General features: G+C 62.1%; 24 protein-coding genes. 18 read left to right on the forward strand and 6 right to left on the reverse strand.

Annotated features, from left to right (window positions below; all coding sequences use genetic code 11):
- Nucleotides 1–370 precede the first annotated feature (370 nt).
- From V5B44_RS00585 to V5B44_RS00600, 4 genes are read left to right on the forward strand one after another with little or no spacing between them, the layout of a single operon-like run.
- The gene (locus tag V5B44_RS00585; protein ID WP_332357203.1) at nt 371–1,360 is read left to right on the forward strand and encodes an RluA family pseudouridine synthase; all 990 of its coding nucleotides are present in this window, start codon (nt 371–373) and stop codon (nt 1,358–1,360) included.
- Nucleotides 1,344–2,000 carry an HAD family hydrolase gene (locus tag V5B44_RS00590; protein WP_332357204.1) on the forward strand — a complete coding sequence of 219 codons (657 nt, stop codon included), beginning with the start codon at nt 1,344–1,346 and terminating at the stop codon, nt 1,998–2,000. Before V5B44_RS00585 ends, V5B44_RS00590 begins: the two co-directional genes overlap by 17 nt.
- Nucleotides 1,979–2,338 (forward strand): Rieske (2Fe-2S) protein, encoded by a 360-nt coding sequence (locus V5B44_RS00595; protein ID WP_332357205.1) that lies wholly within the window; start codon nt 1,979–1,981, stop codon nt 2,336–2,338. Before V5B44_RS00590 ends, V5B44_RS00595 begins: the two co-directional genes overlap by 22 nt.
- Nucleotides 2,335–3,288: a S49 family peptidase gene (locus V5B44_RS00600; protein WP_332357206.1), complete on the forward strand. Its 954-nt coding sequence runs from the start codon at nt 2,335–2,337 to the stop codon at nt 3,286–3,288. Before V5B44_RS00595 ends, V5B44_RS00600 begins: the two co-directional genes overlap by 4 nt.
- A 23-nt stretch (nt 3,289–3,311) precedes the next feature.
- Here the strand turns inward: V5B44_RS00600 and V5B44_RS00605 are convergent, their stop codons facing one another.
- Both V5B44_RS00605 and V5B44_RS00610 read right to left on the reverse strand, forming a co-directional pair.
- Nucleotides 3,312–4,022, reverse strand: a complete 711-nt coding sequence (locus V5B44_RS00605) for an SAM-dependent methyltransferase (protein ID WP_332357207.1) — start codon at nt 4,020–4,022, stop codon at nt 3,312–3,314.
- A 21-nt stretch (nt 4,023–4,043) separates the two neighbouring features.
- Complete coding sequence (locus tag V5B44_RS00610; protein WP_332357208.1) at nt 4,044–4,640, reverse strand: Maf family nucleotide pyrophosphatase; 597 nt, start codon at nt 4,638–4,640, stop codon at nt 4,044–4,046.
- A gap of 182 nt (nt 4,641–4,822) precedes the next feature.
- On the opposite strand from V5B44_RS00610, the gene V5B44_RS00615 reads away from it, so the two are divergent.
- From V5B44_RS00615 to V5B44_RS00655, 9 genes are all read left to right on the forward strand, one after another.
- Entirely contained in the window at nt 4,823–5,248 is a 426-nt protein-coding gene (locus V5B44_RS00615) for a YceD family protein (protein WP_332357209.1), read from the forward strand.
- Between the two features lie 24 nt (nt 5,249–5,272).
- Nucleotides 5,273–5,452: a 50S ribosomal protein L32 gene (gene rpmF, locus V5B44_RS00620; RefSeq protein WP_332357210.1), complete on the forward strand. Its 180-nt coding sequence runs from the start codon at nt 5,273–5,275 to the stop codon at nt 5,450–5,452.
- A 69-nt stretch (nt 5,453–5,521) separates the two neighbouring features.
- Nucleotides 5,522–6,535, forward strand: a complete 1,014-nt coding sequence (gene plsX, locus V5B44_RS00625; protein WP_332357211.1) for a phosphate acyltransferase PlsX — start codon at nt 5,522–5,524, stop codon at nt 6,533–6,535.
- 1 nt (nt 6,536) lies between these two features.
- Entirely contained in the window at nt 6,537–7,496 is a 960-nt protein-coding gene (locus V5B44_RS00630; RefSeq protein ID WP_332357212.1) for a beta-ketoacyl-ACP synthase III, read from the forward strand.
- Between the two features lie 11 nt (nt 7,497–7,507).
- Nucleotides 7,508–8,461 (forward strand): ACP S-malonyltransferase, encoded by a 954-nt coding sequence (gene fabD, locus V5B44_RS00635; protein ID WP_332357213.1) that lies wholly within the window; start codon nt 7,508–7,510, stop codon nt 8,459–8,461.
- Nucleotides 8,455–9,195: a 3-oxoacyl-ACP reductase FabG gene (gene fabG / locus V5B44_RS00640; protein ID WP_332357214.1), complete on the forward strand. Its 741-nt coding sequence runs from the start codon at nt 8,455–8,457 to the stop codon at nt 9,193–9,195. Before fabD ends, fabG begins: the two co-directional genes overlap by 7 nt.
- Nucleotides 9,196–9,313: 118 nt before the next feature.
- Nucleotides 9,314–9,550, forward strand: coding sequence for an acyl carrier protein (acpP, locus tag V5B44_RS00645; RefSeq protein ID WP_034899680.1), 237 nt, complete (start codon nt 9,314–9,316; stop codon nt 9,548–9,550).
- Between the two features lie 111 nt (nt 9,551–9,661).
- Nucleotides 9,662–10,900: a beta-ketoacyl-ACP synthase II gene (gene fabF, locus V5B44_RS00650; RefSeq protein WP_332357215.1), complete on the forward strand. Its 1,239-nt coding sequence runs from the start codon at nt 9,662–9,664 to the stop codon at nt 10,898–10,900.
- Between the two features lie 17 nt (nt 10,901–10,917).
- The gene (locus V5B44_RS00655) at nt 10,918–11,364 is read left to right on the forward strand and encodes a protein YgfX (protein ID WP_332357216.1); all 447 of its coding nucleotides are present in this window, start codon (nt 10,918–10,920) and stop codon (nt 11,362–11,364) included.
- On the opposite strand, the gene nadB is transcribed toward V5B44_RS00655, so the two are convergent.
- From nadB to V5B44_RS00675, 4 genes are all read right to left on the reverse strand, one after another.
- A complete protein-coding gene (gene nadB, locus V5B44_RS00660; protein WP_332357217.1) occupies nt 11,330–12,919 on the reverse strand; it encodes an L-aspartate oxidase in 1,590 nt (529 codons plus the stop codon). The two genes, V5B44_RS00655 and nadB, sit on opposite strands and share 35 nt — an antisense overlap.
- A 367-nt stretch (nt 12,920–13,286) precedes the next feature.
- Complete coding sequence (gene galU, locus V5B44_RS00665; RefSeq protein ID WP_332357218.1) at nt 13,287–14,186, reverse strand: UTP--glucose-1-phosphate uridylyltransferase GalU; 900 nt, start codon at nt 14,184–14,186, stop codon at nt 13,287–13,289.
- A gap of 182 nt (nt 14,187–14,368) precedes the next feature.
- Complete coding sequence (locus tag V5B44_RS00670) at nt 14,369–14,686, reverse strand: hypothetical protein (protein ID WP_332357219.1); 318 nt, start codon at nt 14,684–14,686, stop codon at nt 14,369–14,371.
- A gap of 64 nt (nt 14,687–14,750) precedes the next feature.
- On the reverse strand, nt 14,751–15,575 hold the full coding sequence (locus V5B44_RS00675) for a class I SAM-dependent methyltransferase (protein ID WP_332357220.1): 825 nt from the start codon (nt 15,573–15,575) through the stop codon (nt 14,751–14,753).
- A 128-nt stretch (nt 15,576–15,703) separates the two neighbouring features.
- Here V5B44_RS00675 and ylqF point away from each other — a divergent pair, with 128 nt between their 5' ends.
- From ylqF to V5B44_RS00700, 5 genes are all read left to right on the forward strand, one after another.
- Complete coding sequence (ylqF, locus tag V5B44_RS00680; RefSeq protein ID WP_332357221.1) at nt 15,704–16,642, forward strand: ribosome biogenesis GTPase YlqF; 939 nt, start codon at nt 15,704–15,706, stop codon at nt 16,640–16,642.
- A gap of 22 nt (nt 16,643–16,664) precedes the next feature.
- Nucleotides 16,665–17,567 (forward strand): acyltransferase, encoded by a 903-nt coding sequence (locus V5B44_RS00685; protein WP_332357222.1) that lies wholly within the window; start codon nt 16,665–16,667, stop codon nt 17,565–17,567.
- 154 nt (nt 17,568–17,721) lie between these two features.
- Nucleotides 17,722–20,415, forward strand: coding sequence for a LuxR C-terminal-related transcriptional regulator (locus V5B44_RS00690; protein WP_332357223.1), 2,694 nt, complete (start codon nt 17,722–17,724; stop codon nt 20,413–20,415).
- 338 nt (nt 20,416–20,753) lie between these two features.
- The gene (locus V5B44_RS00695; RefSeq protein ID WP_434735397.1) at nt 20,754–21,347 is read left to right on the forward strand and encodes a chromosome partitioning protein ParA; all 594 of its coding nucleotides are present in this window, start codon (nt 20,754–20,756) and stop codon (nt 21,345–21,347) included.
- Nucleotides 21,347–22,156: a hypothetical protein gene (locus V5B44_RS00700; protein ID WP_332357224.1), complete on the forward strand. Its 810-nt coding sequence runs from the start codon at nt 21,347–21,349 to the stop codon at nt 22,154–22,156. The genes V5B44_RS00695 and V5B44_RS00700 overlap by 1 nt, the downstream gene beginning before the upstream one ends.
- Nucleotides 22,157–22,202: the final 46 nt, after the last annotated feature.

Raw genomic sequence — 22,202 nt, forward strand, 5'->3', positions numbered from 1 at the left:
GGAGCCTTGTTCAGGCAGCAACAGATCAGTTGTCGGCGGGGCGCTTGGGGGGCTTTCCGGTACTTCAACCAATAGGGGTATCTCGCCGACTCGATTGCTCGTCGGGCCTTGAAAGACAAGGGCTCGGGAATCTGCCTGGGCCGCTCCACAGGTGCTAGGCGCGCGCAGTTCAAGTAGTATCGCTACTTTGTGGTGAGCGTACTTAACCAGGTGATTGACGTTGAGTGATCCTGCGCAAATGGCGCAAGCGAGGCGGCTGAGGCCTGCCGCAAAGGGCGTCGCAATAACTTCAGAATCGGCGTCGCTCGACGGTCTCACGGGTCAGCGCCTCTTTCAACTCAAGACGCAAATCAAGTGAAGTATATTCAAAATGGCCGAAGTTAGCAAAAACTCCGTTACCCATCAGCTAATCACCGAGAATGAGACCGGGCAGCGGCTCGATAACCTGCTGCTGAAGCAATGCAAGGGCGTGCCCAAGAGCCACCTCTACAGCATCGTGCGTAGTGGTCAGGTGCGAGTGAATGGCCGGCGCGTCGAGGTTTCCTATCGGCTGCAGAGCGGAGACCTGCTGCGTATTCCGCCCTTGCGGGTTGCCAGCGTCGAACAGGAAGTTGTCTCCGGCGCTGAACTGAAGGTGCATCTGCCGGTGGTGTACGAAGACGAGGGCTTGCTGGTGGTCGACAAGCCGGCCGGGATCGCCGTGCATGGGGGCAGCGGCGAGAGCTTCGGGGTCATCGAGGCGCTCCGACGGCAGCGGCCGCAGGCGCGCTTTCTCGAACTTGCACATCGGCTTGACCGCGAAACCTCGGGGATTCTGTTGCTGGGCAAGAAACGCTCGGCGCTGCTTGCACTGCACGAGATGTTCCGTGAAGGCGCGGCCGGCGGAGGACGCGGAGCCGACAAGCGCTACCTGGTTCTGGTTTCCGGCCGCTGGATGGATCCGCTGCGTCATGTTCGGCTACCATTGCTCAAGTATGTGCAGGCCTCGGGTGAGCGCCGGGTCCGCGTTTCGGAGGAGGGCAAGGCGGCGCATACGATCTTCAGGCTGCTAGCGCGCTGGGAACGCTTCAGTCTTCTGGAGGCCGAGTTGAGAACGGGACGAACGCACCAGATTCGCGTTCATCTCGCGCATCTCGGGTATCCGATCGCCGGTGACGAGAAGTATGGCGACTTCATGCTGAACAAGGCGCTGGCCAGAGAAGGGCTGAAGCGCATGTTCCTGCACGCCTCTAGGATGCGCCTGGCGCATCCGCTGGACGGCAGCGAGCTGGTCGTCGAGGCGGCTCTGCCGGTAGCGTTGAATGGCTTCGTGCAGGGTATTTCGGCGAAGGAAAGGCAGGAGTATGGCGAAAAGGTTTGAGCTGCTGGTGTTTGACTGGGATGGTACGCTGCTCGATTCTGCGGGCGCTATCGTCGCTGCCATCCAGGCCGCCTGTGGTGATCTTGGTCTGCCCGCTCCGCCGGACGAGCGGGCGCGGCACGTGATCGGACTTGGCCTGCGTGACGCCCTCGCGCACGCCCTGCCTGGTTTGCCTGAAGAACGATATCCCGAGATGGTTGAACGCTACCGCTGCCACTACCTGTCGCACGACCACGAGTTGCAGTTGTTTGACGGAGTTGAGGAGTTGATTGCCGAGCTCTCGGCGGCGGGCTTCCTGCTCGCGGTCGCGACCGGCAAGAGCCGGCACGGTCTGGACCGTGCCCTGCAGTTGAGCGGGCTGGGCAAGTATTTCCACGCGTCGCGCTGTGCCGACGAGTGTTTTTCGAAGCCGCATCCGCAGATGCTCGAGGAGTTGCTCGAAGAGTTGGCGGTTGGACCCGGGCGGGCTCTAATGATTGGCGATACGACGCACGATCTGGAAATGGCAAACAACGCTGGCGTTTCCTGCGTGGCCGTGGCTTATGGCGCGCATCCGGCGGATGCGCTGGCTGAGCAGCGGCCGCTGGCTCTCATACAGGGACTGGAGGAACTGTCCGAATGGCTGCGAACGCACGCCTGATCTGTCTCGCCGCCGATCTGGCTGACGGTGGTCCGGGGGTCCGCTTTACCGTTGACTGGCGCGGCACGGAAGAAGCGGCGTTTGCGGTGCGTTTTCAGGGTCGCGCGTTTGCTTACCTCAATCGCTGTGGGCATGTTCCGATCGAACTTGACTGGCAGCAGAACGAGTTCTTCGATGATTCCAAGTTATACTTGATGTGCGCGACACATGGCGCGATTTACTCGCCGCAGGACGGCCGCTGTCTGGGGGGTCGCTGTAACGGCAGAGGCCTGACGCCGCTACCCGTCGAAGAACGTGATGGCGAGGTTTATTTCACCCCGAGTGAGCAGATATCTTGAGTACCACTGAAAACGAACCACCCTGGGAACGGCAGTTGCTGGAAAAGGTCGCCTTCGCGGCGTTGCGGGAGCAGCGGGCAAAGCGGCGGTGGGGCATTTTTTTCAAGCTGGCCGGCTTGTCCTATCTGATTGCGGTGCTGGTCATGGTGGTTGATTGGGGCGGCTCCGAGCAGCTGGCCGACGCCAGGCACACGGCGGTCATTCATCTGCATGGCACGATCGAGGCGCAGGGGGAAGCCAGCGCGCAGAATATCAACAATGCGCTGGAAGAGGCATTTGCCGACAAGCGGACGGCCGGTGTCATCCTGCGGGTCAACAGCCCCGGTGGCAGTCCGGTCCAGGCAGGCATTGTCCATGACGAGATTCGTCGGCTGCGTACCAAGCACCCTCAGATCCCGCTTTATGCGGTGGTCGAGGATGTCTGCGCTTCCGGCGGTTACTACATCGCCGCTGCCGCGGACAAGATCTTCGTCGACAAGGCAAGCATCGTCGGTTCGATTGGGGTCTTGATGGACGCTTTCGGCTTTACCGGGACAATGGAGAAGCTCGGCATAGAACGTCGGCTACTGACTGCCGGCGACAACAAGGGCTTCCTCGACCCGTTCTCGCCCCAGGACGCGAAGCAGAAGGCGCACGCCCAAGTCTTGCTGCGCGAGATCCACGAGCAGTTCATCGACGTCGTTCGGCGCGGGCGCGGGGACAGGCTGAAGGATACGCCGGAGTTGTTCAGTGGCCTGATGTGGACCGGCAGTCAAAGTGTTGGCCTGGGTCTTGCCGATGGTCTTGGTACGGTGGGCTCGGTGGCGCGCGACGTGATCAAGGCCGACAGGATCGTCGAATTCACGATCAGGGAGAATATCGCGGAACGTTTTGCCAGGCGTTTCCGTGCCGACTCGACAGACGGTGTCGTGGGTTCCCTGCTTGGCGCTGGCCGCCTGATGTTTCGTTGATGACCGGTGACGCGACGCGTTCGCTAGGCCTGCAACAGGAAGACCGTCGGTCGGCGGTTGGTCTCCGGTAGCTGCTGGCGCCGCCAGTCGGCAACCGGGCGGGTGGTGATCTGCTCCTCTGCCAGCGTCAGATCCGTGGCAACACAGATGCGCGTGCCTGGCGCACAGGTGTTGATCAGCGACGCCAGCATTTGGCGGTTGCGGTAGGGCGTTTCGATGAAGATTTGGGTTCGTTGCTGCTGTCGCGATTCCTTCTCCAGTTCTCGCAGGCGCTTTTCCCTTTCCTGCGCTTCGCTTGGCAGGTAGCCGTGAAACGCGAAGCTCTGGCCGCTTAGTCCTGAGGCCATCAAGGCGAGCACGAGCGAGCAGGGGCCGACCATCGGGATGACCTGCACGCCCTCCCGATGGGCCAGCGCAACGAGGGCGGAGCCAGGGTCGGCGACCGCGGGGCATCCAGCCTCCGAGATCAGCCCGAGGTCGCTTCCGGACAGTGCCGGTGACAACAATTCCGGCAGGACGTTGGCCGGCGTATGTTCGTTGAGTTCGCGAATCGTGATCTGTTGCAGCGGCGAATCGCAAGGTAGTGCCTTGAGGAAGGCGCGGCCTGTCTTCGCGTTTTCAGCAACGAAGTGCTTGAGCCCGCGGGCCCTCGCAAGAACCGGTTCCGGCAGGCTGCCGAGCAGCGGACTCGGGCCGAGCGGAACCGGGATCAGATAAAGCCTGCCGGCTTTCATGAACGACTAGCCATCTCAGGCCTACGGCAATGACGGGATTACGGGCACGTTTTCGAGTCGCAGCAGATCGCAGAGCGCGATGAGCGGCAGTCCGATCAGCGCGTTGGGGTCTTCGCCATCGATCCTGGCAATCAAGGCGATTCCCAGGCCCTCCGACTTCGCGCTGCCAGCACAATTGTAAGGTTGCTCCTGGCGCAGGTAGCTTTCGATTTCAGTGTCCGTCAGGTCACGGAAGGTGACCAGCGTCGGTACGCCGCGCCGATGTGCCCTGCCACTGCTTGCGTCGAGAAGACACAGACCAGTGAAGAAGTTGACGCGGCGTCCTCGCATCGTCTGCAACTGGCGCACGGCATTTTCGTGCGTTCCCGGTTTGCCAAAAACTTGGCCGTCAAGACAGGCCACCTGGTCGCTGCCAATGATCAAGGCATCGGGGTGCAAGCTGACGACAGCACGGGCCTTCGCTTCCGAAAGACGCAGTGCACCCGCTTCCGGCTTTTCGCCTGGCAGGAGCGCCTCGTCGACCGCCGGGTTGGCGGCTTCAAAAGGCAAGCCAAGGCGGGCAAGCAATTGCCGTCGGAACGGAGAGGTCGAGGCGAGAATCAGCGGCGGTGTGGTCATCTGGGGGAGAAATGCAGCACAAACACATTGGCCAAGCGGAAAAAATCAGGATATACCTTGTTTTGAAGCGTCGCTGCTTTGACTTCAAAAGCCGAAAATAATATCATGCGCCCCTTATGTCGCGACGTGTCCTAATAGACAGCCGGAATTTTGGACGTGAAGGAGGTTCGCTGCAAGGCGAATTGCCCATCGCGACGCTGACGCGATTGTCGGATCTGTTGACTGATTCCGCCGGTTGCCTGGCTTTTAGGGTTGCGGGCAGGATTGGGACGAGCAAGCGCTCACAGTTGCTGCTTGAGGTCGATGGGGTGCTGGCATTATGTTGCCAGCGCTGTCTTGAGGCGATGGCGTACCGGCTGAAGCTGCGTAGCGTGCTGGAATTCGTCGATAGTGACGGTGATCTGACGCAGGAGGAACTGGAGGACGACTCCAGGGATTTTCTTCCCAATCAGCGAGAACTCGATGTGGCCGTTCTGATCGAGGATGAAATCCTCCTGGCGCTGCCGACCGCGCCGCGTCATGACGACTGCGCGCTGCCGGGCAGTGGGAAAGGGTCGGCGGCAGTGTCACCGTTTTCAGTCCTCGCCGGTTTGCACGGCAAGGCTTAGTGAATTTGATTCTAGGAGTCAGTTATGGCTGTTCAACAGAACAAGAAATCCCCATCCAAGCGTGGTATGCATCGTGCGCATGATTCGTTGCCCGGCGCGCCGCTGGCTGTCGAGCCGACGACTGGCGAGGTTCATTTGCGGCATCATATCAGCCCCTCGGGTTTTTATCGGGGCAAGAAAGTCGTCAAGGGTTCTGGCGAGTGATTTCTCCGGATTGGGCAGGTAGCTTTCCCGAATGGTGAGCTGCCTGCCTTTTCTTTTGTCCGTCAGCCGATGACCATTACCGTCGCTGTCGACTGCATGGGAGGGGACCACGGGCCCTCGGTGACCGTGCCGGCGGCGCTTGGTTTCGTGCGCGATCATGCCGACGTGCGCGTCATCCTGGTTGGTCTTGCCGAGAGCATTCGGCCCTTTCTTGGCGACGCTGCGGTCGGTCGCGTTGCCGTTCGCCATGCCACGGAAGTGGTCGCCATGGATGAGTCGCCAGCGCTGGCGCTCCGCAGCAAGAAAGACTCTTCGATGCGGGTCGCCATCAATCTGGTCAAGCAGGGCGAGGCGGATGCCTGCGTTTCGGCTGGCAATACCGGCGCGCTGATGGCCATTTCGCGCTTTGTCCTCAAGATGCTGCCCGGCATCGACCGCCCGGCGATCTGCGCAGTTCTGCCGACGCTTGCCGGGCACACGCACGTGCTCGACCTGGGTGCGAACGTCGATTGCAGTCCCGGCCACCTGCTGCAGTTCGGGATCATGGGCGCTTCCCTGGTCTCCGCGATCGAACACCGCGATCGACCAACGGTCGGGATCCTTAACATCGGTGAGGAAGAGATCAAGGGCAATGACGTGGTCAAGCGCGCAGCCGAACTGCTTTGGGACTCCGGCCTGAATTTTGTCGGCAATGTTGAAGGTGACGGACTCTACAAGGGCGAAGCCGACGTCATCGTGTGTGATGGCTTTGTCGGCAATGTCGCGCTGAAGGCTTCGGAAGGCCTGGCGCAATTGCTGGCCACTTTCCTGCGCCAGGAATTCCGGCACAGTCTGTTCACCAAGCTGGCCGCCGTGGTAGCCATGCCGGTGCTCAGGCGGTTCAAAAAGCGGGTGGACCATCGGCAGTACAACGGGGCTACCTTGCTCGGCCTGAAGGGCATCGTTGTCAAGAGCCATGGCTCGGCGGATGCTCTGGCCTTTACCTGCGCCCTGCAGCGAGCTGCCGAAGAGGCCCGAAGTGGTGTTCTAGCAAGGATCAGTGAACGGATGGCGCAACAACAACCGCTTCAGGAGATCGCATAGCATGTTCGCCCGAATTACCGGGATCGGCAGTTTTCTGCCCGGTCAGGCCGTCAGCAACGATGACCTCGCGCGTCGCGGCATCGAAACCAGCGACGAGTGGATTACGAGCCGCACCGGCATCAGTTTCCGTCACCTCGCCGAGGACGGCCAGACAGCCAGCGATCTGGGCCTAGAGGCCGGCCGTCGGGCATTGGTGGCCGCAGGACTCGAAGCGTCCGATCTCGACCTGATCATCGTCGCGACGTCGACGCCGGATTTCATTTTCCCAAGCACCGCCTGCCTGCTGCAAAGCAAGTTGGGCAATCATGGTGCAACAGCCTTCGACGTCCAGGCGGTGTGCAGCGGTTTCGTTTATGCTCTGACGATTGCCGACAAGTTTATCCGCTCAGGCAGTCACAAGCGGGCGCTGGTCGTTGGATCAGAGGTGTTTTCTCGCATTCTCGACTGGTCTGATCGTGCCACCTGCGTCCTTTTCGGCGATGGTGCGGGAGCGGTTGTGGTGGAGGCGTCCGAAACACCAGGAATTCTGGCCACTGCTTTGCATGCAGATGGCGCGCACCACGGCATCCTGTCGGTACCGGGCGGCGTTTGCGGCGGGCAGGTGACTGGCGATCCTTTCCTGCGCATGGACGGACAGGCCGTGTTTAAGTTTGCCGTGCGCGTTCTGGCGGAGGTGGGCGAGGAGTGTTGCGAGGCTGCCGGTATTCCTTCTTCGGGCATCGACTGGCTGATTCCGCACCAGGCCAACACTCGCATCCTCGAGGCCACCGCCAGGAGAATGAAGCTGCCGATGGACAAGGTCATCGTGACCGTTGATAGGCACGGCAATACGTCTGCTGCCTCGATCCCGCTAGCTCTCGATGAGGCCGTTCGCGACCAGCGCATTCAGGCCGGGCAGAAGGTCCTGCTCGAAGGCGTTGGCGGCGGTTTCACCTGGGGCGCTGTCCTGTTCGAGTTCTAAAGGGAGTCATCATGGCGTTCGCGTTTGTTTTTCCAGGTCAGGGGTCGCAATCGGCTGGCATGATGGCGGCCTATGGCGACTCTGCGGTTGTTCGAGCCACCTTCGACGAAGCCGCGGCAGTGCTCGGCCAGGACCTCTGGCAATTGCTTGCGGAGGGGCCGGCCGAAGCCCTGGCGCAGACGGTCAACACCCAGCCCATAATGCTGACCGCCGGTGTTGCGGTCTATCGCCTGTGGCTCGACAGGGGTGGAAAGGTCCCCGCTGTACTTGCCGGGCACAGCCTTGGCGAGTATTCCGCACTGGTTGCCGCTGGCGTTATTGCCTTCGCGGATGCGGTGCCGCTGGTGCGCCTGCGCGCGGCGGCGATGCAGGAAGCTGTGCCGGCAGGTGCCGGTGCGATGGCGGCCATTCTCGGCCTCGACGACGACAAGATTGCTGACGCCTGTGCCGAAGCCGAGGCCGCCGTTGGCGCCGGCGGGGTCGTTGAACCGGTCAATTTCAATGGGCCCGGGCAGACCGTCATCGCCGGAAGCAAGGCCGCGGTCGAGCGCGCCTGCGAAGCGTGCAAGGCGCGTGGCGCCAAGCGCGCCTTGTTGCTGCCGGTTTCAGCACCCTTCCACTCCTCGCTGATCCGGCCGGCGGCGGACAAGCTGGCCGCCCGTCTGGCGCAGTTGAGCTTTGCCACGCCGCATATACCGGTGATCAACAACGCCGACGTGGCCATCGAGTCAGACCCCGAGAGGATCAAGGATGCGCTGGTTCGTCAGGCCTACTCGCCGGTGCGCTGGGTCGAGACGATCCGCAAGATGGCGGCGATGGACATCACGACGGTGGTCGAGTGCGGACCGGGCAAGGTCCTCGCGGGTCTTACCAAGCGCTGTGCCGACGGCCTGACGAGTGTTGCACTGGCTGATCTGGCGTCGATTGAAGCCACCCTTGCCACCCTGGAGCCAGGGCAATGCTGAATGGACAGATTGCACTCGTCACGGGTGCCTCGCGCGGCATCGGTCAGGCCATCGCGCTCGAATTGGGCGCGCTTGGTGCCACCGTGATCGGAACGGCTACCAGCCCGGAGGGCGCTGCGAAAATCTCCGCGTTTCTGAGCGATGCGGGGAGCAAGGGCGAGGGCTGCGTGCTCGAAGTGCGCGATGCGACTCAGGTCGATGCGCTGATCCGCCATATCGAGAAAGCCCATGGCGCGGTCACGGTGCTGGTCAATAACGCAGGCATCACGCGTGACAACCTGGCCATGCGCCTGAAGGACGACGATTGGGACACGGTCATCGATACCGACCTGAAAGCTGTTTTCGGGCTTTCCCGGGCGGTCATCCGCGGCATGATGAAAGCCAGGCAGGGTCGGATCATCAATGTCACTTCGGTCGTCGGTCACGCGGGGAACCCGGGTCAGGCGAATTACTGTGCAGCCAAGGCAGGGGTCACCGGCATGAGCCGGGCACTGGCGCGAGAACTGGGCAGTCGCAACATCACGGTCAATTGCGTTGCGCCTGGCTTGATCGATACCGACATGACAAAGGCGCTCGACGACAGACAGAAGGATGCCATGCTGGCGAACGTTCCGCTGGGTCGTCTCGGTTCTCCGCTGGATGTGGCAGCGGCGGTGGCGTTTCTCGCTTCAGCCGGGGCGGCCTATGTCACCGGAACGACGATTCACGTCAACGGTGGCATGTTCATGGGCTGACGGAAGGGCCGGTCCCGTACGGGTGATTGCGGTTGGGTGTGAGAATTGGTAAGTTGCGGGCATTTTGTTAGAATGGCGCGTTTTGTTTTACATTTGAACCTTGGGAAGGAACCTATTGATGGAAAATATTGAGCAGCGTGTCAAGAAGATAGTCGCCGAGCAACTCGGTGTCAATGAGGCGGATATCAAGAATGAGTCATCGTTTGTCGATGATCTGGGAGCTGACTCGCTTGACACGGTCGAACTGGTGATGGCGCTTGAAGAAGAGTTCGAGTGCGAGATCCCTGACGACGAGGCCGAGAAGATCACCACCGTGCAGCAGGCCATCGACTACGTGACCGCTCACAAGAAGTAGTTGGCTGGCCGGAGTCCCTGCAGACAGGTCCGTGTAGTGGTCGTGTCCGGCAGGGAGTGCTGGTGAAAGGGAAGTTCCTGCTCACGCATGTCCTATTCGTCGGAGTTCAAGTTGGCACGTCGCAGAGTCGTCATCACTGGCCTCGGTATCGTTTCTCCTGTCGGCAACTCGGTTACCGAAGCTTGGCAGAACATCCTTGCAGGGCGTTCGGGGATTGGTCCGGTCACGCGTTTCGATGCCTCCACCTTTCCGGTGCGGATTGCCGGAGAAGTGCGGGGTTTTGATGTTGGTCAGTATCTTTCGCTGAAAGAGGCGCGCCGGATGGACGTATTTATCCATTACGGCATGGCGGCAGGGATTGAGGCCATACGGGATGCAGGACTTGACGGGCAGCCAATGGTCCCGGAGCGGATCGGCGTATCGATCGGTTCAGGGATTGGCGGTCTACCGATGATCGAAAGCACCTGCGACGACTTCGCCGCCGGTGGTGTGCGCAAGGTATCGCCCTTCTTCGTTCCTGGTTCGATCATCAACATGATCTCCGGCAATCTTTCGATCATGTGTGGCTACAAGGGGCCCAATATCTCGCTGGTCAGCGCCTGTTCGACGGGAACGCACAGCATTGGTGATGCCGGGCGTCTGATCGAGTACGGTGATGCCGACATAATGATTGCCGGCGGTGCCGAAGGTTGCGTCTCCCGGCTTGGTCTGGGGGGGTTTTGTGCGCCGCGTGCGCTCTCGACGCGAAACGACGACCCTCAGACGGCAAGCCGCCCCTGGGACCGGGATCGTGACGGCTTTGTGCTCGGTGAAGGTGCTGGTGTGCTGGTGCTTGAGGAGTATGAGCATGCGAAGGCGCGTGGCGCCCGGATCTACTGCGAACTGGCAGGATTTGGCATGAGTGCCGACGCCCACCACATCACCGCGCCGTGCGAGGATGGTGAGGGCGCGGCGCGCTGTATGACCAACGCCCTGCGGAATGCAGGCGTCAATGTGGACAACGTACAGTACGTCAATGCGCACGGAACCTCGACCCCGCTGGGCGACAAAGCAGAGACGGTTGCCGTCAAGCGCGCTTTTGGCCAGCATGCGAGCAAACTGGTGGTCAATTCAACCAAGTCGATGACCGGCCATCTGTTGGGCGCCGCGGGCGGCATCGAGGCCTTGTTTACGGTGCTGGCGATTCACCATCAGGTTTCGCCACCGACCATCAACATCTTCAATCAGGACGAGTCCTGCGACCTTGACTATTGCGCCAATGAAGCACGTCAGTTGAAGATCGACGTCGGGATCTCGAACTCTTTCGGTTTCGGTGGCACCAACGCTACGGTTGCCTTCAGGCGAATCTAGAACCGCCTCGGGGCGAGGTGCAGGAGCTGGTGGAAATTCCGATTCGTATCGGACTGCGCCGCTCTCGCCTGCTGTCCTGGCTCTTGGTCGTGCTGCATGTTCTGGCGGCCGGCAGTTTGTTCCTTACGCCCTGGCCGGCAGTGGTCAGCTACTCACTTCTGCCGCCTGTTGTGCTGTCGGCATGGCGCACGCTGCAACCTTCGACAATCGTCGGACTGCGCCTGGCGGAGAACGGTGAACTCGGGTTTCTCTCCCCAGATGGTGATTTGCGGTCGGTTACGGTGCAGCCAGACTCGGCAGTTTTTTCCTGGTTGATCGTTCTTCGCGTGCGGGACGTCGGTCAGGGTCGGTTGCACAGTCTTGTGCTATTGCGAGACAGCATGTCGGTAAAGCAGTTCCGTTTGCTGCGCGTATGGCTGCGTTGGCTGGCTAATCCTCAAGCCCACGTCGCGGACGGCGTCTGATCACCGTGTTGCGCGCGCGTGGCAGCGTTTCCGGATAATTGCGGCTGAAATGAAGCCCGCGGCTTTCGTGGCGACGTAGCGCGCAGCGGATGATCAGGTCAGCGGTCACCACCAGGTTGCGAAGTTCGATCAGATCGTGGCTGACCCTGAAATGCGAATAGAAATCGTCGATCTCGCGCGCCAGCAGGCGGACCCGGTTCTGTGCCCGTTGCAGTCGCTTGGTGGTGCGGACGATGCCGACGTAATCCCACATGAAGCGTCGCAGTTCATCCCAGTTATGAGCGATGACAATCTCCTCGTCGGGGTCGCTGACGCGGCTGGCGTCCCACGCTGGCAGCGGTGGCAGATCGCCTGCAGGCTGTTGCAGGATGTCACTGGCCGCCGCTTCAGCGAATACCAGGCATTCGAGCAACGAGTTGCTGGCCAGGCGATTGGCCCCGTGCAAGCCGGTGCAGGAAGCTTCGCCAGCGACGTAGAGACCTGCGATATCGGTGCGTGCACGCAGGTCGCTGACGACGCCACCACAGGTATAATGCGCGGCCGGGACGACCGGGATCGCCTGGCGGGCAATGTCGATACCCAGTTCGAGGCAGCGCGCCAGAATGTTCGGGAAGTGCTCGGCGAGAAAAGCCGCGGGTTTATGCGAGATGTCGAGATAGACGCAATCCAGCCCGCGCTTTTTCATCTCGAAGTCGATGGCCCTGGCCACGACGTCGCGCGGCGCGAGTTCGCCGCGTGGGTCGTGGCGGGGCATGAAACGGCTGCCGTCGGGCAGCAGCAGGCGTCCGCCTTCGCCGCGCACCGCCTCGGAGATCAGGAAGGATTTCGCCTGCGGGTGGTAGAGGCAGGTCGGATGAAACTGGATAAATTCCATATTCGCAACCCGGCAGCCGGCACGCCACGCCATCGCGATCCCGTCTCCGGTTGAAGTGTCCGGATTCGTGGTGTAGAGATAGACTTTCCCGGCGCCGCCGGCCGCGATAAGGGTGTTTCTGGCGCCCAGCGTCAACACCTCACCGCTGGTACTGTCGAGCACGTAAGCCCCATGACAGCGCTGCTCATTCAGCCCCAGCTTTCCTCCGGTAATCAGATCGACAGCGATGTGGTTTTCCAGGACGGTGATGTTTGGTTGCCGACGAATCAAGCTGGTCAGGGTGTTCTGCACCGCCAGGCCGGTGGTGTCAGCGACGTGGATCACGCGACGCGCGCTGTGACCGCCCTCGCGGGCAAGGTGGTAACCACCTTCGTCACGGGTGAAGGGAACGCCCTGTTCAATGAGCCAGTCGACCGCGCGCCGACCGTTCTCGATGACAAAGCGTGTGGCGCGTGCGTCATTGAGAAAAGCACCAGCGGTGATCGTGTCGCGGATATGGGCCTCGATCGAGTCGCGGTTGTCTAGCACGGCTGCGATACCGCCCTGCGCCCAACTGGACGCACTGTCCTCCAGGGTGCGCTTGCTGATCAGCGCTACCTTGCGGGTTCGCGCAAGCCGCAGTGCAGCGGCTTGTCCCGCCAGGCCGCTGCCAATGATGAGAACGTCGAAACGAAGCGTCAAGCGGAGATCGTCCGGCCAACAAGGGGCTGCAACTATAGCACGGGATGGTGCTGCGACAAGCCCGACGCGGCGGACTGAAGTGGGTCGGGGATCGGTGGCCGATCGTCAGCCGGGGACGGATCGGCGGGAGCGTGATCCCCCGAGTTTTCTGTGCAGAGCCGACACAGTGGCAGCAAACTGGCCTGCTTCAGACCGGCGCTGGTCGCCAATCTGCGCCACGGGGTGGCGTTTCGCCTGAGCTGGAGCGGCAGCCCGCGGCAGTTGTCGCGCCACTGCTGACGAACTGACGGCGGCGCCCTGCCGACAGCCGGCCCAGTGCCTGCCGAGTTTGCCGGCCTGATCTGCCGCTCCGGCCGGCGGGTGAAATTTATGCGCCGATTGCCTGCGCGAGCTTTTGCCGGTCCCTCAGCCAGGCGGAAAATTCGCGGCCGATTTCAGGGTGGACTTCCCCGAGGACGACGCTGGCCTGCATCAGACCGATCTTGCTGCCGCAGTCGTAGCGTTTGCCGTGATAGCGATAGGCAAGTACCTGTTCGCTGGCCAGCAGCGCAGCGATGCCGTCAGTCAGCTGGATTTCCCCGCCAGCACCACGCGGTTGCTCTCGGATCCGGTCAAACACGGCTGGGGTGAGGACATAGCGGCCGGCCACGGCCAGATTCGAGGGCGCGACGCTGGGGTGCGGCTTCTCGATCAGGCCGTCGATGTTGACCAGATCGGCGGACAGGGGCTTGCCCTTGACGATCCCATAGCGGTTGGTCTGATTCCTCGGCACTTCCTGCGCGGCCAGGATGCTGCACTGCCGCTCGGCGAACAGTTCGGTCATCTGTTGCAGGATCGGCGGCTCACCGATCATCAGGTCGTCGGCCAGCAGCACCGCAAAGGGCTCGCCGTGTACCAGCCGTTCGGCGCAGAGAACTGCGTGGCCCAGGCCCAGCGCCCGCGGCTGGCGTACATAGACACAATCCATGTCTTCGGGCTTGATCGAATGGACCAGCGACATCAGTTCGTTCTTACCCGCGACGGTGAGTTCGGCCTCGAGTTCGTAGGCGGTATCGAAGTGATCCTCGATGGCGCGCTTGTTGCGGCCGGTGACGAAGATCATTTCCCGGATGCCGGCTGCGTAGGCTTCTTCCACTGCATACTGAATCAGCGGCTTGTCCACCACTGCCAGCATTTCCTTGGGGCTGGCCTTGGTCGCCGGGAGGAAACGCGTTCCGAGACCGGCGACCGGGAAGACTGCCTTTTGAACTCTCTTCTGGACTTTCATTCGGATCACCATCCAATACGACTCGGGTTGATATACGAGCGGGGTGCCGGTTGGCCCCGCCGCTCACCTCTTTATCATTCTAGTTCAGCCCGATACCGGTCGCCGTGACTTTGTCCTCAATAATCGTTGCACAAACGATGAAGTCCTTTGCCGTCCCATCTGCCGTGCGGCGACCGCCACGCTCAAGCAAGGCGCGCGCTGCTCCACGACATGCCGCCGTACACCGCCAGCAGTGAGCCGATCACCAGCGCGATGCACAGGCTTCGGTACAGGGCGGGGTTGGCGGCCCGGTCGGCCAGCGCGAGAATGTGTAATGCCCCCCAGGCAACGAGCAGGCCGCCAATCAGCGGGATGCCGAGCACCTGCAGCTCGACCGCGTTGAGCGCCAGCATCCGGCTCTCGCGCCAAGGTACCGCAAGAAAGACGCCGAAGGTCCAGAACATGGCCGTACTGCCGGCTGCGACAATCGCGGACGCGCCGCGCGTGATCCACTTTTCCATTTAAGGTCCTTGTTTACCGGCTCGCCGGCTCAATTCGCGTGCAGGTGGTGCATCGGCTTGCGGGTCAATCGATGAAACGGGTCCGCAGCTCGTCCAGAAGATTCAGTTCATGCAGGATCTGTTCGAGCCGCACCGCAGCGTTGTGACGCGATGCGCCGGTGTATCTGGCGATGATCAGCTCGTTTTTCAGCGAGTGCTCCCAGCCGACGAGTTCCGTGACCGTCACCTGGTAGCCATGCGCTTCGAGCTGCAGGCAGCGGAGGGCATTGGTGACCAGGCTGCCGAATTCGCGGGTGTGGATCGGATGCCGCCAGAGTTCCGACAGCGATGTCCTGGCTAAGGATTCATTCTTCTTGCGGCGTAGCAGGGTGGCGACTTCGGCCTGGCAGCACGGCACGAGGACGATGAACTGCGACCGCTTCTGGAGGGCGAAGCGGATCGCATCGTCAGTTGCCGTATCGCAGGCATGCAGCGCAGTGACGATGTCGATGACTGCCGGCAGTACCTGCGAGTCGATCGCGTGATCGACTCGCAGGGCGAGGAAGGACATGCGCGTGAAGCCGAGGCGACTGGCCAGGCTGCGAGAACTTTCGACGAGTTCCTCGCGCGCCTCGACGCCGTAGATGTGGCCAGCCTGGCGGCGCTTGAAGAAGAGGTCATAGAGGATGAAGCCAAGGTAGGATTTGCCCGCGCCGTGATCGGCCAGGGTCAGGCTGCTACCGGCCGCGGAAAGTTCGGCGAGCAGTGGCTCGATGAAGTGAAAGAGGTGATAGACCTGCTTCAGCTTGCGCCGGCTGTCCTGGTTGAGCTTGCCGTCGCGGGTCAGGATGTGCAGCTCCTTGAGCAATTCGACCGACTGTTCCGGCCTGATTTCGGGGATCGCCGACAAGAATTTCCTGACGCTGGTGGGGAAGAGGGCTGCATTTTAGCGCTTTGCCGGCGCTTGTGGCCGCAGGAGGAGCAGCGAGGCGGGCGCACAGGTGGGATAATGACAACTTTCAGGCAGTCGGACCTCTCATGGCCATTCAGTGGTACCCCGGTCACATGACTTCGGCGCGCAAGAAGGCAGCCGAGACGATGGCTTCGATCGACGTCGTCATCGAGGTGGTCGATGCGCGTCTACCCGAGGCCAGCACCAATCCGATGGTGCACGAACTCCGCCTGCATCGCCAGCGTCCCTGCCTGAAGGTGCTCAACAAGGCCGATCTGGCCGACCCGTTGATCACGCAGGCGTGGATCGACTACTACAACCGCCAGGAGGGGGTACGGGCGGTGGCCGTGTCGTGCAAGAAGCCCGGCGACCTGGCACGCCTCCCCGCCCTCTGCCAGACCCTGGCGCCGCATCGCAAGGAAAGCACCAAGCCATTGCGGATGATGATAATGGGCATCCCGAACGTCGGTAAGTCGACGCTGATGAATGTCGTCCTCAAGCGCAAACTGGCCAAGGTTGGCGATGAACCGGCGGTCACCCGGTCACAGCAGACTTCGCAGCTCGACGTCCGGCATTCGATCACCGATACCCCCGGGTTGCTGTGGCCGAAGATCGAGCATCCGAGTGACGGCCTGATGCTCGCCGCCAGCAATGCCGTCGGTCGCAACGCGATGATCGACGAGGAGGTCGCGACCTTTCTTGCCGGCCTGCTGCTCGCCCGCTACCCGGCGCTGCTGGCGAAGCGCTACGGCCTCCCGGCCGAGGGCCACGCTGACATCGACGCGGTGGCGGTGATCGAGGGAATCGCCAAACGGCGCGGCCTGCGCATGCGCGGCGGCGAAGCCGATCTCGGGAAAGCGGCGAAAGTGCTGCTGCAGGACTACCGCGATGGCCTGCTCGGGCGCGTCAGCCTGGAGACGCCGATGACGCGCAGTGTCATGCTGGCGGCCGAACTTGGCCAGACGGAAAACCCGCAGCTGGCGCCGGACAGGGACTTGCCGGCCGGCCCGGAAACCGACGAGTAGCGGGGGCACGCCCGCCTGGCCGATGCTGAATTCTCTCCCCGCGCCGCTGATCGGCCTGTTCGCGTCCCTACTGCTGGCAGTCAACTCTTTGGGCTGGGTGCCCCTTCTCCTGCTTCTGGCCATGCTCAAGCTGATGCTGCCGTTCACGGCTGTCCGCCTGCGCCTCGACCCGCTGCTGGTGCGCATCGCGGAGGCGTGGATTGCATGCAACAGTGGCTGGATGGCGCTCACCCAGAAAGCAAGCTGGGATGTCGAGGGCATCGCAGGTCTCGATCCGCGCGGCTGGTATCTGGTCAACTGCAATCATCAATCGTGGGCCGACATCCTGGTGCTGCAGCACCTTCTGACGCGGCGCATTCCGCTGCTCAAGTTCTTCCTCAAGCAACAGCTGATTTGGGTGCCGGTGATGGGGCTGGCCTGGTGGGCACTCGACTTTCCCTTCATGCGTCGACACAGTGAAGAAGTCCTCAAGGCGCGTCCGGAACTGCGTGGCCGGGACCAGGAAGCAACCCGGCTGGCCTGTGAGAGGTTTTCGCTGATCCCGACGAGTGTCATGAATTTCTGTGAGGGTACCCGCTTCACTCCGGCCAAGCATCGGCAGCAGCAGTCGCCCTATCGCCACCTGCTGAAGCCCAAATCCGGTGGCATCGCGCTGGCGCTGAATGTCATGGGTGACAGGTTCCACGCCATTCTCGATGTGACCATCGTCTATCCCGACGGTGCGCCGAATTTCTGGCAGTTCCTCTGCGGCAGGATGAAGCGCGTGCAGGTTCGCGTGCAGGAACTGCCAGTGCCCAGGCATCTGGCGACTGGCGACTACGCCGGTGACCCGGCAGTTCGCGATGCCTTCCAGCAGTGGATGCAGCAACTCTGGCAGGACAAGGACGCGCAGATCGAAAGACTGCTCGACCTGGCGAAGCGCTGACGGACGACATCCTGTCGTTGCCTGTATGGCACCAGCCGGGCAGAGAATCAGCGCCGGAATGAATACGCACTTCCCTTTGCCTGACGTATCATCGCGTTCTTTCAGTTCACACGGCGCCGTTCAGTTCAGGTTGCGGCCGCCGGGTCAGGTTGACATGCCCTCCGTCCAGATCATCCGCAGCAAGCTGCATCGTCCTCGGGTCCCCGGTGACTTCGTTGCGCGCGGCGAGTTGCTGACCCGGCTGGAAGAGGGCAGCGCGCTGCCGTTGACCCTGCTTGCGGCGCCTGCCGGGTATGGCAAGACTTCGCTCATTGCGCACTGGCTGGCTGGCCGCGATGGCCTGTCCGCCTGGCTGTCACTCGACGCCGAAGACAGTGACCTGGTTGTTTTCGTCAACTATCTGGTCGCCGCTGCGCGGACGGTGTGTCCCAATGCCTGCGTTGACACGCTTGACTATCTCAACGTCGGGCAGCCACCGTCGCTGGCGGCTCTTGCCGGTTGCCTGAGCAACGATCTCGAAGCGCTGTCCGCACCGCTTGTGCTGGTGCTCGACGACTTTCATCGTATCCGTTCGTCACAGACCCATGCCTTGCTCGACCGCTTGCTGGCGCATCCGGCGGATGGGCTACACCTGGTGGTGATCACTCGTCACGATCCCCAGCTTGCGCTCGGAGCGCTGCGCGCTCGCGAGGCGATGAGCGAGGTGCGCATGGGCGACCTCCAGTTCAGTGAGCGCGAGACGGCCATCCTGATTCAACGTTGTTCCGGGCGTACGCTTGCAGGTGCATCCCTCGAGACCTTGCAGCATCGCAGCGAGGGGTGGCCGGTTGGTGTTCGTCTCGCGGCCCTGGCGCTGCGGCAGGGTATGAGCATTGATGAACTCGGGCGCGGGTTCAGTGGTGCCACACCACAGGTACAGCAGTATTTCACCGAGGAAGTGCTTTCACAGCAGTCTGACATGGCGCGCGACTGTCTGCTCAGAGCCTCGATCCTCGACCGCTTTTGTGTGCCCCTGTGCGATGAGCTGCTGGGGGTGGGCGGCCGGGTTGAAGGACAGCTGGATGGCCAGGAGTTCATCCAGCTGGTGGCGAGTGGCGCAATCCTTGGCATTGCCGTCGACGACAAACTTGAGTGGTATCGCTACCATCGGCTGTTTCAGGAGTTCCTGCAGCGCCAGCTTGGCAAACAGTATGCAGCAGTCGAGATTGCTGAACTCCATTGGCGGGCGGCAAGCTGGCTGGAATCGCAGTCGTTGCTTGAAGAAGCGATCCCGCAGGCGCTCGCCGGTCAGGGTGCGGTCGCCGCGGCGCGCCTTCTGGCCCGTCATCAAGGCGCACTCCTTGACCGGGGGCAGCGCCATCGGCTAGAGCGTTGCCTGCGCCTGCTGCCAGCGGACACGATCGAGAACGACCCCGAAATGCTGCTGCTGAAAGCCTGGTTGATTCATCACCAGGGGCGCCAGCTTGAGACTTCGGCGGTTCTGGATCGAATCGAGAGGCTCGTCGAGAGTGATGCCGGGGCGTTGGCGCTACCCGTTCTCGATCTGGTCTGCGGCAGCGTCCTGGCGCTACGCAGTCTGCAGAGCTATCTCGAGGGGCAGGCCGACCGTGCCATGGCGTGCGCTGAGCAGGCGCTGCAGCGCTTGCCTGCCGACTGCATGCAGGCACGTGTCACCGCCCAGGCGATGATTGCCGGCGCACGGCAGATGAGCGGCGACCTGGTCGGCGCGCGGCAGTGGATTCATCAGGTGCTGGCGCGTGCGTCGGGACCGATCGATACCTCGCAGGCGCCGCTGGTGGCGACGCTGTGTTTCCTCGACTGGATGGCGGCCGACCTGTCTGCGCTGCAATGGACCGCCAATCAGCGCTATAAGCTGGCCGAGACCGACATCGGCAGCGATGGCGGCCTTGGCCTCGGGCGGTACTTCCACGGTCTTGTCCAGTATCAACGCAACGAGCTGACACTGGCGGAGGCGACGCTGCTGCCGGCACTCGCGCCGCAGCAGGCGCCGCGTCTCGGCTACCGGACCGAAATCTCATTTGTCCTCGCAGCGGTCTATCAGGCGCTGGGGCAGGCCGACAGGGCGCGCGAGATCGTCGATGCAGTCTGCGAGCATCTGCTGCGCAACGGCGATTCTCCGGCGCTGTTTCGTGCCCAGGCCTGCCAGGCTGAGCTCGCACTGCGCCAGGGGCGCGTCGATGAGGCGCGGGCGTGGGCTCGGAACTTCGATCCGGGGCCGGTGCAGTTCGTCTATCACTTTTTCAATGCCCCCCACCTGACGCTGGCCCGGGTGTGGATCGCCGAAGGCACTGCCGAGAGCCGAGAGCAGGCTGCTCGTCTCCTGCAGTTGCTGGAGGCTGAACTCACAGCCAGGCATAACGTTCGCTTCCTCATCGAGGTGTTTGCCTTGCAAGCCGTACTGCAATATGCGCTGGGTGAACAGGACGCAGCCTGTGATCGGCTGGGTCGTGCCGTGGCTCTCGCGCAGCCCGGGGGCTTCATCCGGCTGTTCGTCGATCTGGGGCAGGAACTGCTGCAACCGCTCAAGCGCCTGGACCCTGGCGCAGGCAATGAGCGCTACGTCGCGCAGGTTCTTTCTGCGTTCAACGACGACTGGCTCGTGAGTGCGGGTCGGCAGCAAGTGGGTGCCGACCTCACCCGGCGCGAATTGAAGATCCTCAAACTGCTCGCTGTCAGGCTGAGCAACGTCGAAATTTCGGAGGAACTGTGCATTTCACGCGCGACGGTGAAGCGGCATACCCAGAACATCTACCGCAAGCTACGCGCATCGAGCCGCCGTGAAGCCGTGTTCAGGGCCAGGACACTCAACATTCTTGCCGACGGCTGAGCGCGCGCCATGCGTCACTCGCCGCACAAGCCTGGCCGCCAACGCTCCCCCGCGTCGCCTACCGGTCTGGCGCGTGTTCTTGCCCCGTCATGGCTTGCTCGCTTGCGGGCATTCATTGACTTAAGTCAGAAACCGGGTTGTTTGGCAAAAAATGGCCCATTTCATGGCCCTTTTGAAGACCAATTCGCCTTGTCCGTTTTTTTTTCAGTGGGATAATAATCAGTTATGCAGGTTCACATCAACAAGCTCCTCAAAAGGCATGTGTCATGTCAATGTCACTAGGTCGGGTCGTCGCCGTCGTCTCACAGAAAGGCGGGGCGGGAAAGACCACGGTGGCCATGCAACTTGGGGGGGGGTTCCACGCCATTGGTGCTTCAGTGCTGCTGGTGGACCTGGATCCGCAGGAAAGCGCGTTTCGCTGGGCCGAGTCGGCCCCTCTGCTCGATTCCGATCTGCAACTCGACGTGCGCAAGATGTCGGGTCTGGAACTGATCAAGCACGTTGCAGAACTGCAGCAGGAAGCGGATTACGTCGTACTCGACACCCCGCCGTCGATCTACCATCCATCGACTCTCGCCGCGCTTGCGGTGGCGCACCTGGCGTTGATCCCGGCGGTGCCGAGCCCAACCGACCTGTGGTCGACTCTTGCGGTCGAGCGCTTGATCCTCAATCGCATGGAGCAAAGCCATCGCCTGCACGGCTGCATTCTCCCCAATCGTGTGCAAAACACGGCGTTGGCAACGGATGTGCTGGAACTGTTGCATGAATTTACCTTGCCGATCCTCGATGCTATGCTCTGCCAGCGAAACGCTTATGCGCAAAGTGCGGTGATCGGGGCATCCGTCTTTCAGCTCGGTCCTGCCGCTGAGGCCGCACAGGAAGAAGTCCGCAAGCTGATCGCAGCCGTTCTTAAACAACTGGGAGACACCTGATGACGACACCTACACGTAACAGCAGCAACAAGACCGCTTTGCGGGCCAGCCTGAAAAAGGAAGACGCGTCGCTCGCCGAGCGTCTGGTGGCAACCGACGTTCCCATGGTCGTGCCACCGGAGCCCGAGGCTCCTGTTGCTGCCGCGCGCGAAGTCGAAGCTCCCGTTGTCGCGGCACCGCCGCGCAAGGCTGTTGCCAAGACTGCGGCCGCCAAGCCGCCTGCCAGCAAGCCCGGCAAGGCGCCAGCAGCCCAGACGACTGCCGCCAAACCGGCCGCGACGAAGTCAGTCGCGACCAAGGCCGCCACCAAACCGGCTGCCGACGTGACGCCGGTGACCGCTGCGAAAGCACCGAAGGCCAGCAAGAAGGCTGTAGCAAAAGAAGCCCCGCCGGCGGCTGGCACCACGCCTGCAGCGAAGGCGGTGAGCAAGAAGACCGCAGAGGCCAAAGCGAGCGTGCCCGAGAAGCCGGCCAAGACCGAGGCGGTAGCCGCTGCGCCAGCCCTGGCAAAGGAGCCCACAGGCAAGAAGGCCGTCAAGGCGGAGATCGAGGAAGCCGTCGAGAAGCTTGAAAAGGCGGCCAAGGAAAAGGGCGACAAACTCGTCCGCTATACGGTTGAGCTGCTGAAGAGCGAAGAGGCGGCGATCGAGGCCGTGCGCGCTGAACTGTCGAGGGCTGCGGGTTGGGCCGCGAGCAAGTCCGACATCCTGCGTGCCGGCGTACGCCTGTTTGCCGAGCAGAGGCTCGAGCAGATGAAGGAGTTGCTGGCCGCACTCTCGACCGTATCGAAAGGCAAGAAGAAGGGCTGAGGGGGTAGAGATCGGGGTGGATACTGGGGGCAATGGATGGTCTGCA

It is taken from the genome of Candidatus Accumulibacter necessarius (assembly GCF_036625085.1).

Excerpts from the sequence above, each read along its gene's own strand:
- V5B44_RS00690 (WP_332357223.1), top strand. The coding sequence starts at position 17,722 with ATGCCCTCCGTCCAGATCATCCGCAGCAAGCTGCATCGTCCTCGGGTC.
- acpP (WP_034899680.1), top strand. The coding sequence starts at position 9,314 with ATGGAAAATATTGAGCAGCGTGTCAAGAAGATAGTCGCCGAGCAACTC.
- V5B44_RS00695 (WP_434735397.1), top strand. The coding sequence starts at position 20,754 with ATGCAACTTGGGGGGGGGTTCCACGCCATTGGTGCTTCAGTGCTGCTG.
- galU (WP_332357218.1), bottom strand. The coding sequence starts at position 14,186 with ATGAAAGTCCAGAAGAGAGTTCAAAAGGCAGTCTTCCCGGTCGCCGGT.
- V5B44_RS00605 (WP_332357207.1), bottom strand. The coding sequence starts at position 4,022 with ATGAAAGCCGGCAGGCTTTATCTGATCCCGGTTCCGCTCGGCCCGAGT.
- fabD (WP_332357213.1), top strand. The coding sequence starts at position 7,508 with ATGGCGTTCGCGTTTGTTTTTCCAGGTCAGGGGTCGCAATCGGCTGGC.
- rpmF (WP_332357210.1), top strand. The coding sequence starts at position 5,273 with ATGGCTGTTCAACAGAACAAGAAATCCCCATCCAAGCGTGGTATGCAT.
- V5B44_RS00685 (WP_332357222.1), top strand. The coding sequence starts at position 16,665 with ATGCTGAATTCTCTCCCCGCGCCGCTGATCGGCCTGTTCGCGTCCCTA.
- V5B44_RS00595 (WP_332357205.1), top strand. The coding sequence starts at position 1,979 with ATGGCTGCGAACGCACGCCTGATCTGTCTCGCCGCCGATCTGGCTGAC.
- V5B44_RS00585 (WP_332357203.1), top strand. The coding sequence starts at position 371 with ATGGCCGAAGTTAGCAAAAACTCCGTTACCCATCAGCTAATCACCGAG.
- V5B44_RS00670 (WP_332357219.1), bottom strand. The coding sequence starts at position 14,686 with ATGGAAAAGTGGATCACGCGCGGCGCGTCCGCGATTGTCGCAGCCGGC.
- V5B44_RS00700 (WP_332357224.1), top strand. The coding sequence starts at position 21,347 with ATGACGACACCTACACGTAACAGCAGCAACAAGACCGCTTTGCGGGCC.
- V5B44_RS00630 (WP_332357212.1), top strand. The coding sequence starts at position 6,537 with ATGTTCGCCCGAATTACCGGGATCGGCAGTTTTCTGCCCGGTCAGGCC.
- fabG (WP_332357214.1), top strand. The coding sequence starts at position 8,455 with ATGCTGAATGGACAGATTGCACTCGTCACGGGTGCCTCGCGCGGCATC.
- ylqF (WP_332357221.1), top strand. The coding sequence starts at position 15,704 with ATGGCCATTCAGTGGTACCCCGGTCACATGACTTCGGCGCGCAAGAAG.
- plsX (WP_332357211.1), top strand. The coding sequence starts at position 5,522 with ATGACCATTACCGTCGCTGTCGACTGCATGGGAGGGGACCACGGGCCC.
- V5B44_RS00610 (WP_332357208.1), bottom strand. The coding sequence starts at position 4,640 with ATGACCACACCGCCGCTGATTCTCGCCTCGACCTCTCCGTTCCGACGG.
- V5B44_RS00590 (WP_332357204.1), top strand. The coding sequence starts at position 1,344 with ATGGCGAAAAGGTTTGAGCTGCTGGTGTTTGACTGGGATGGTACGCTG.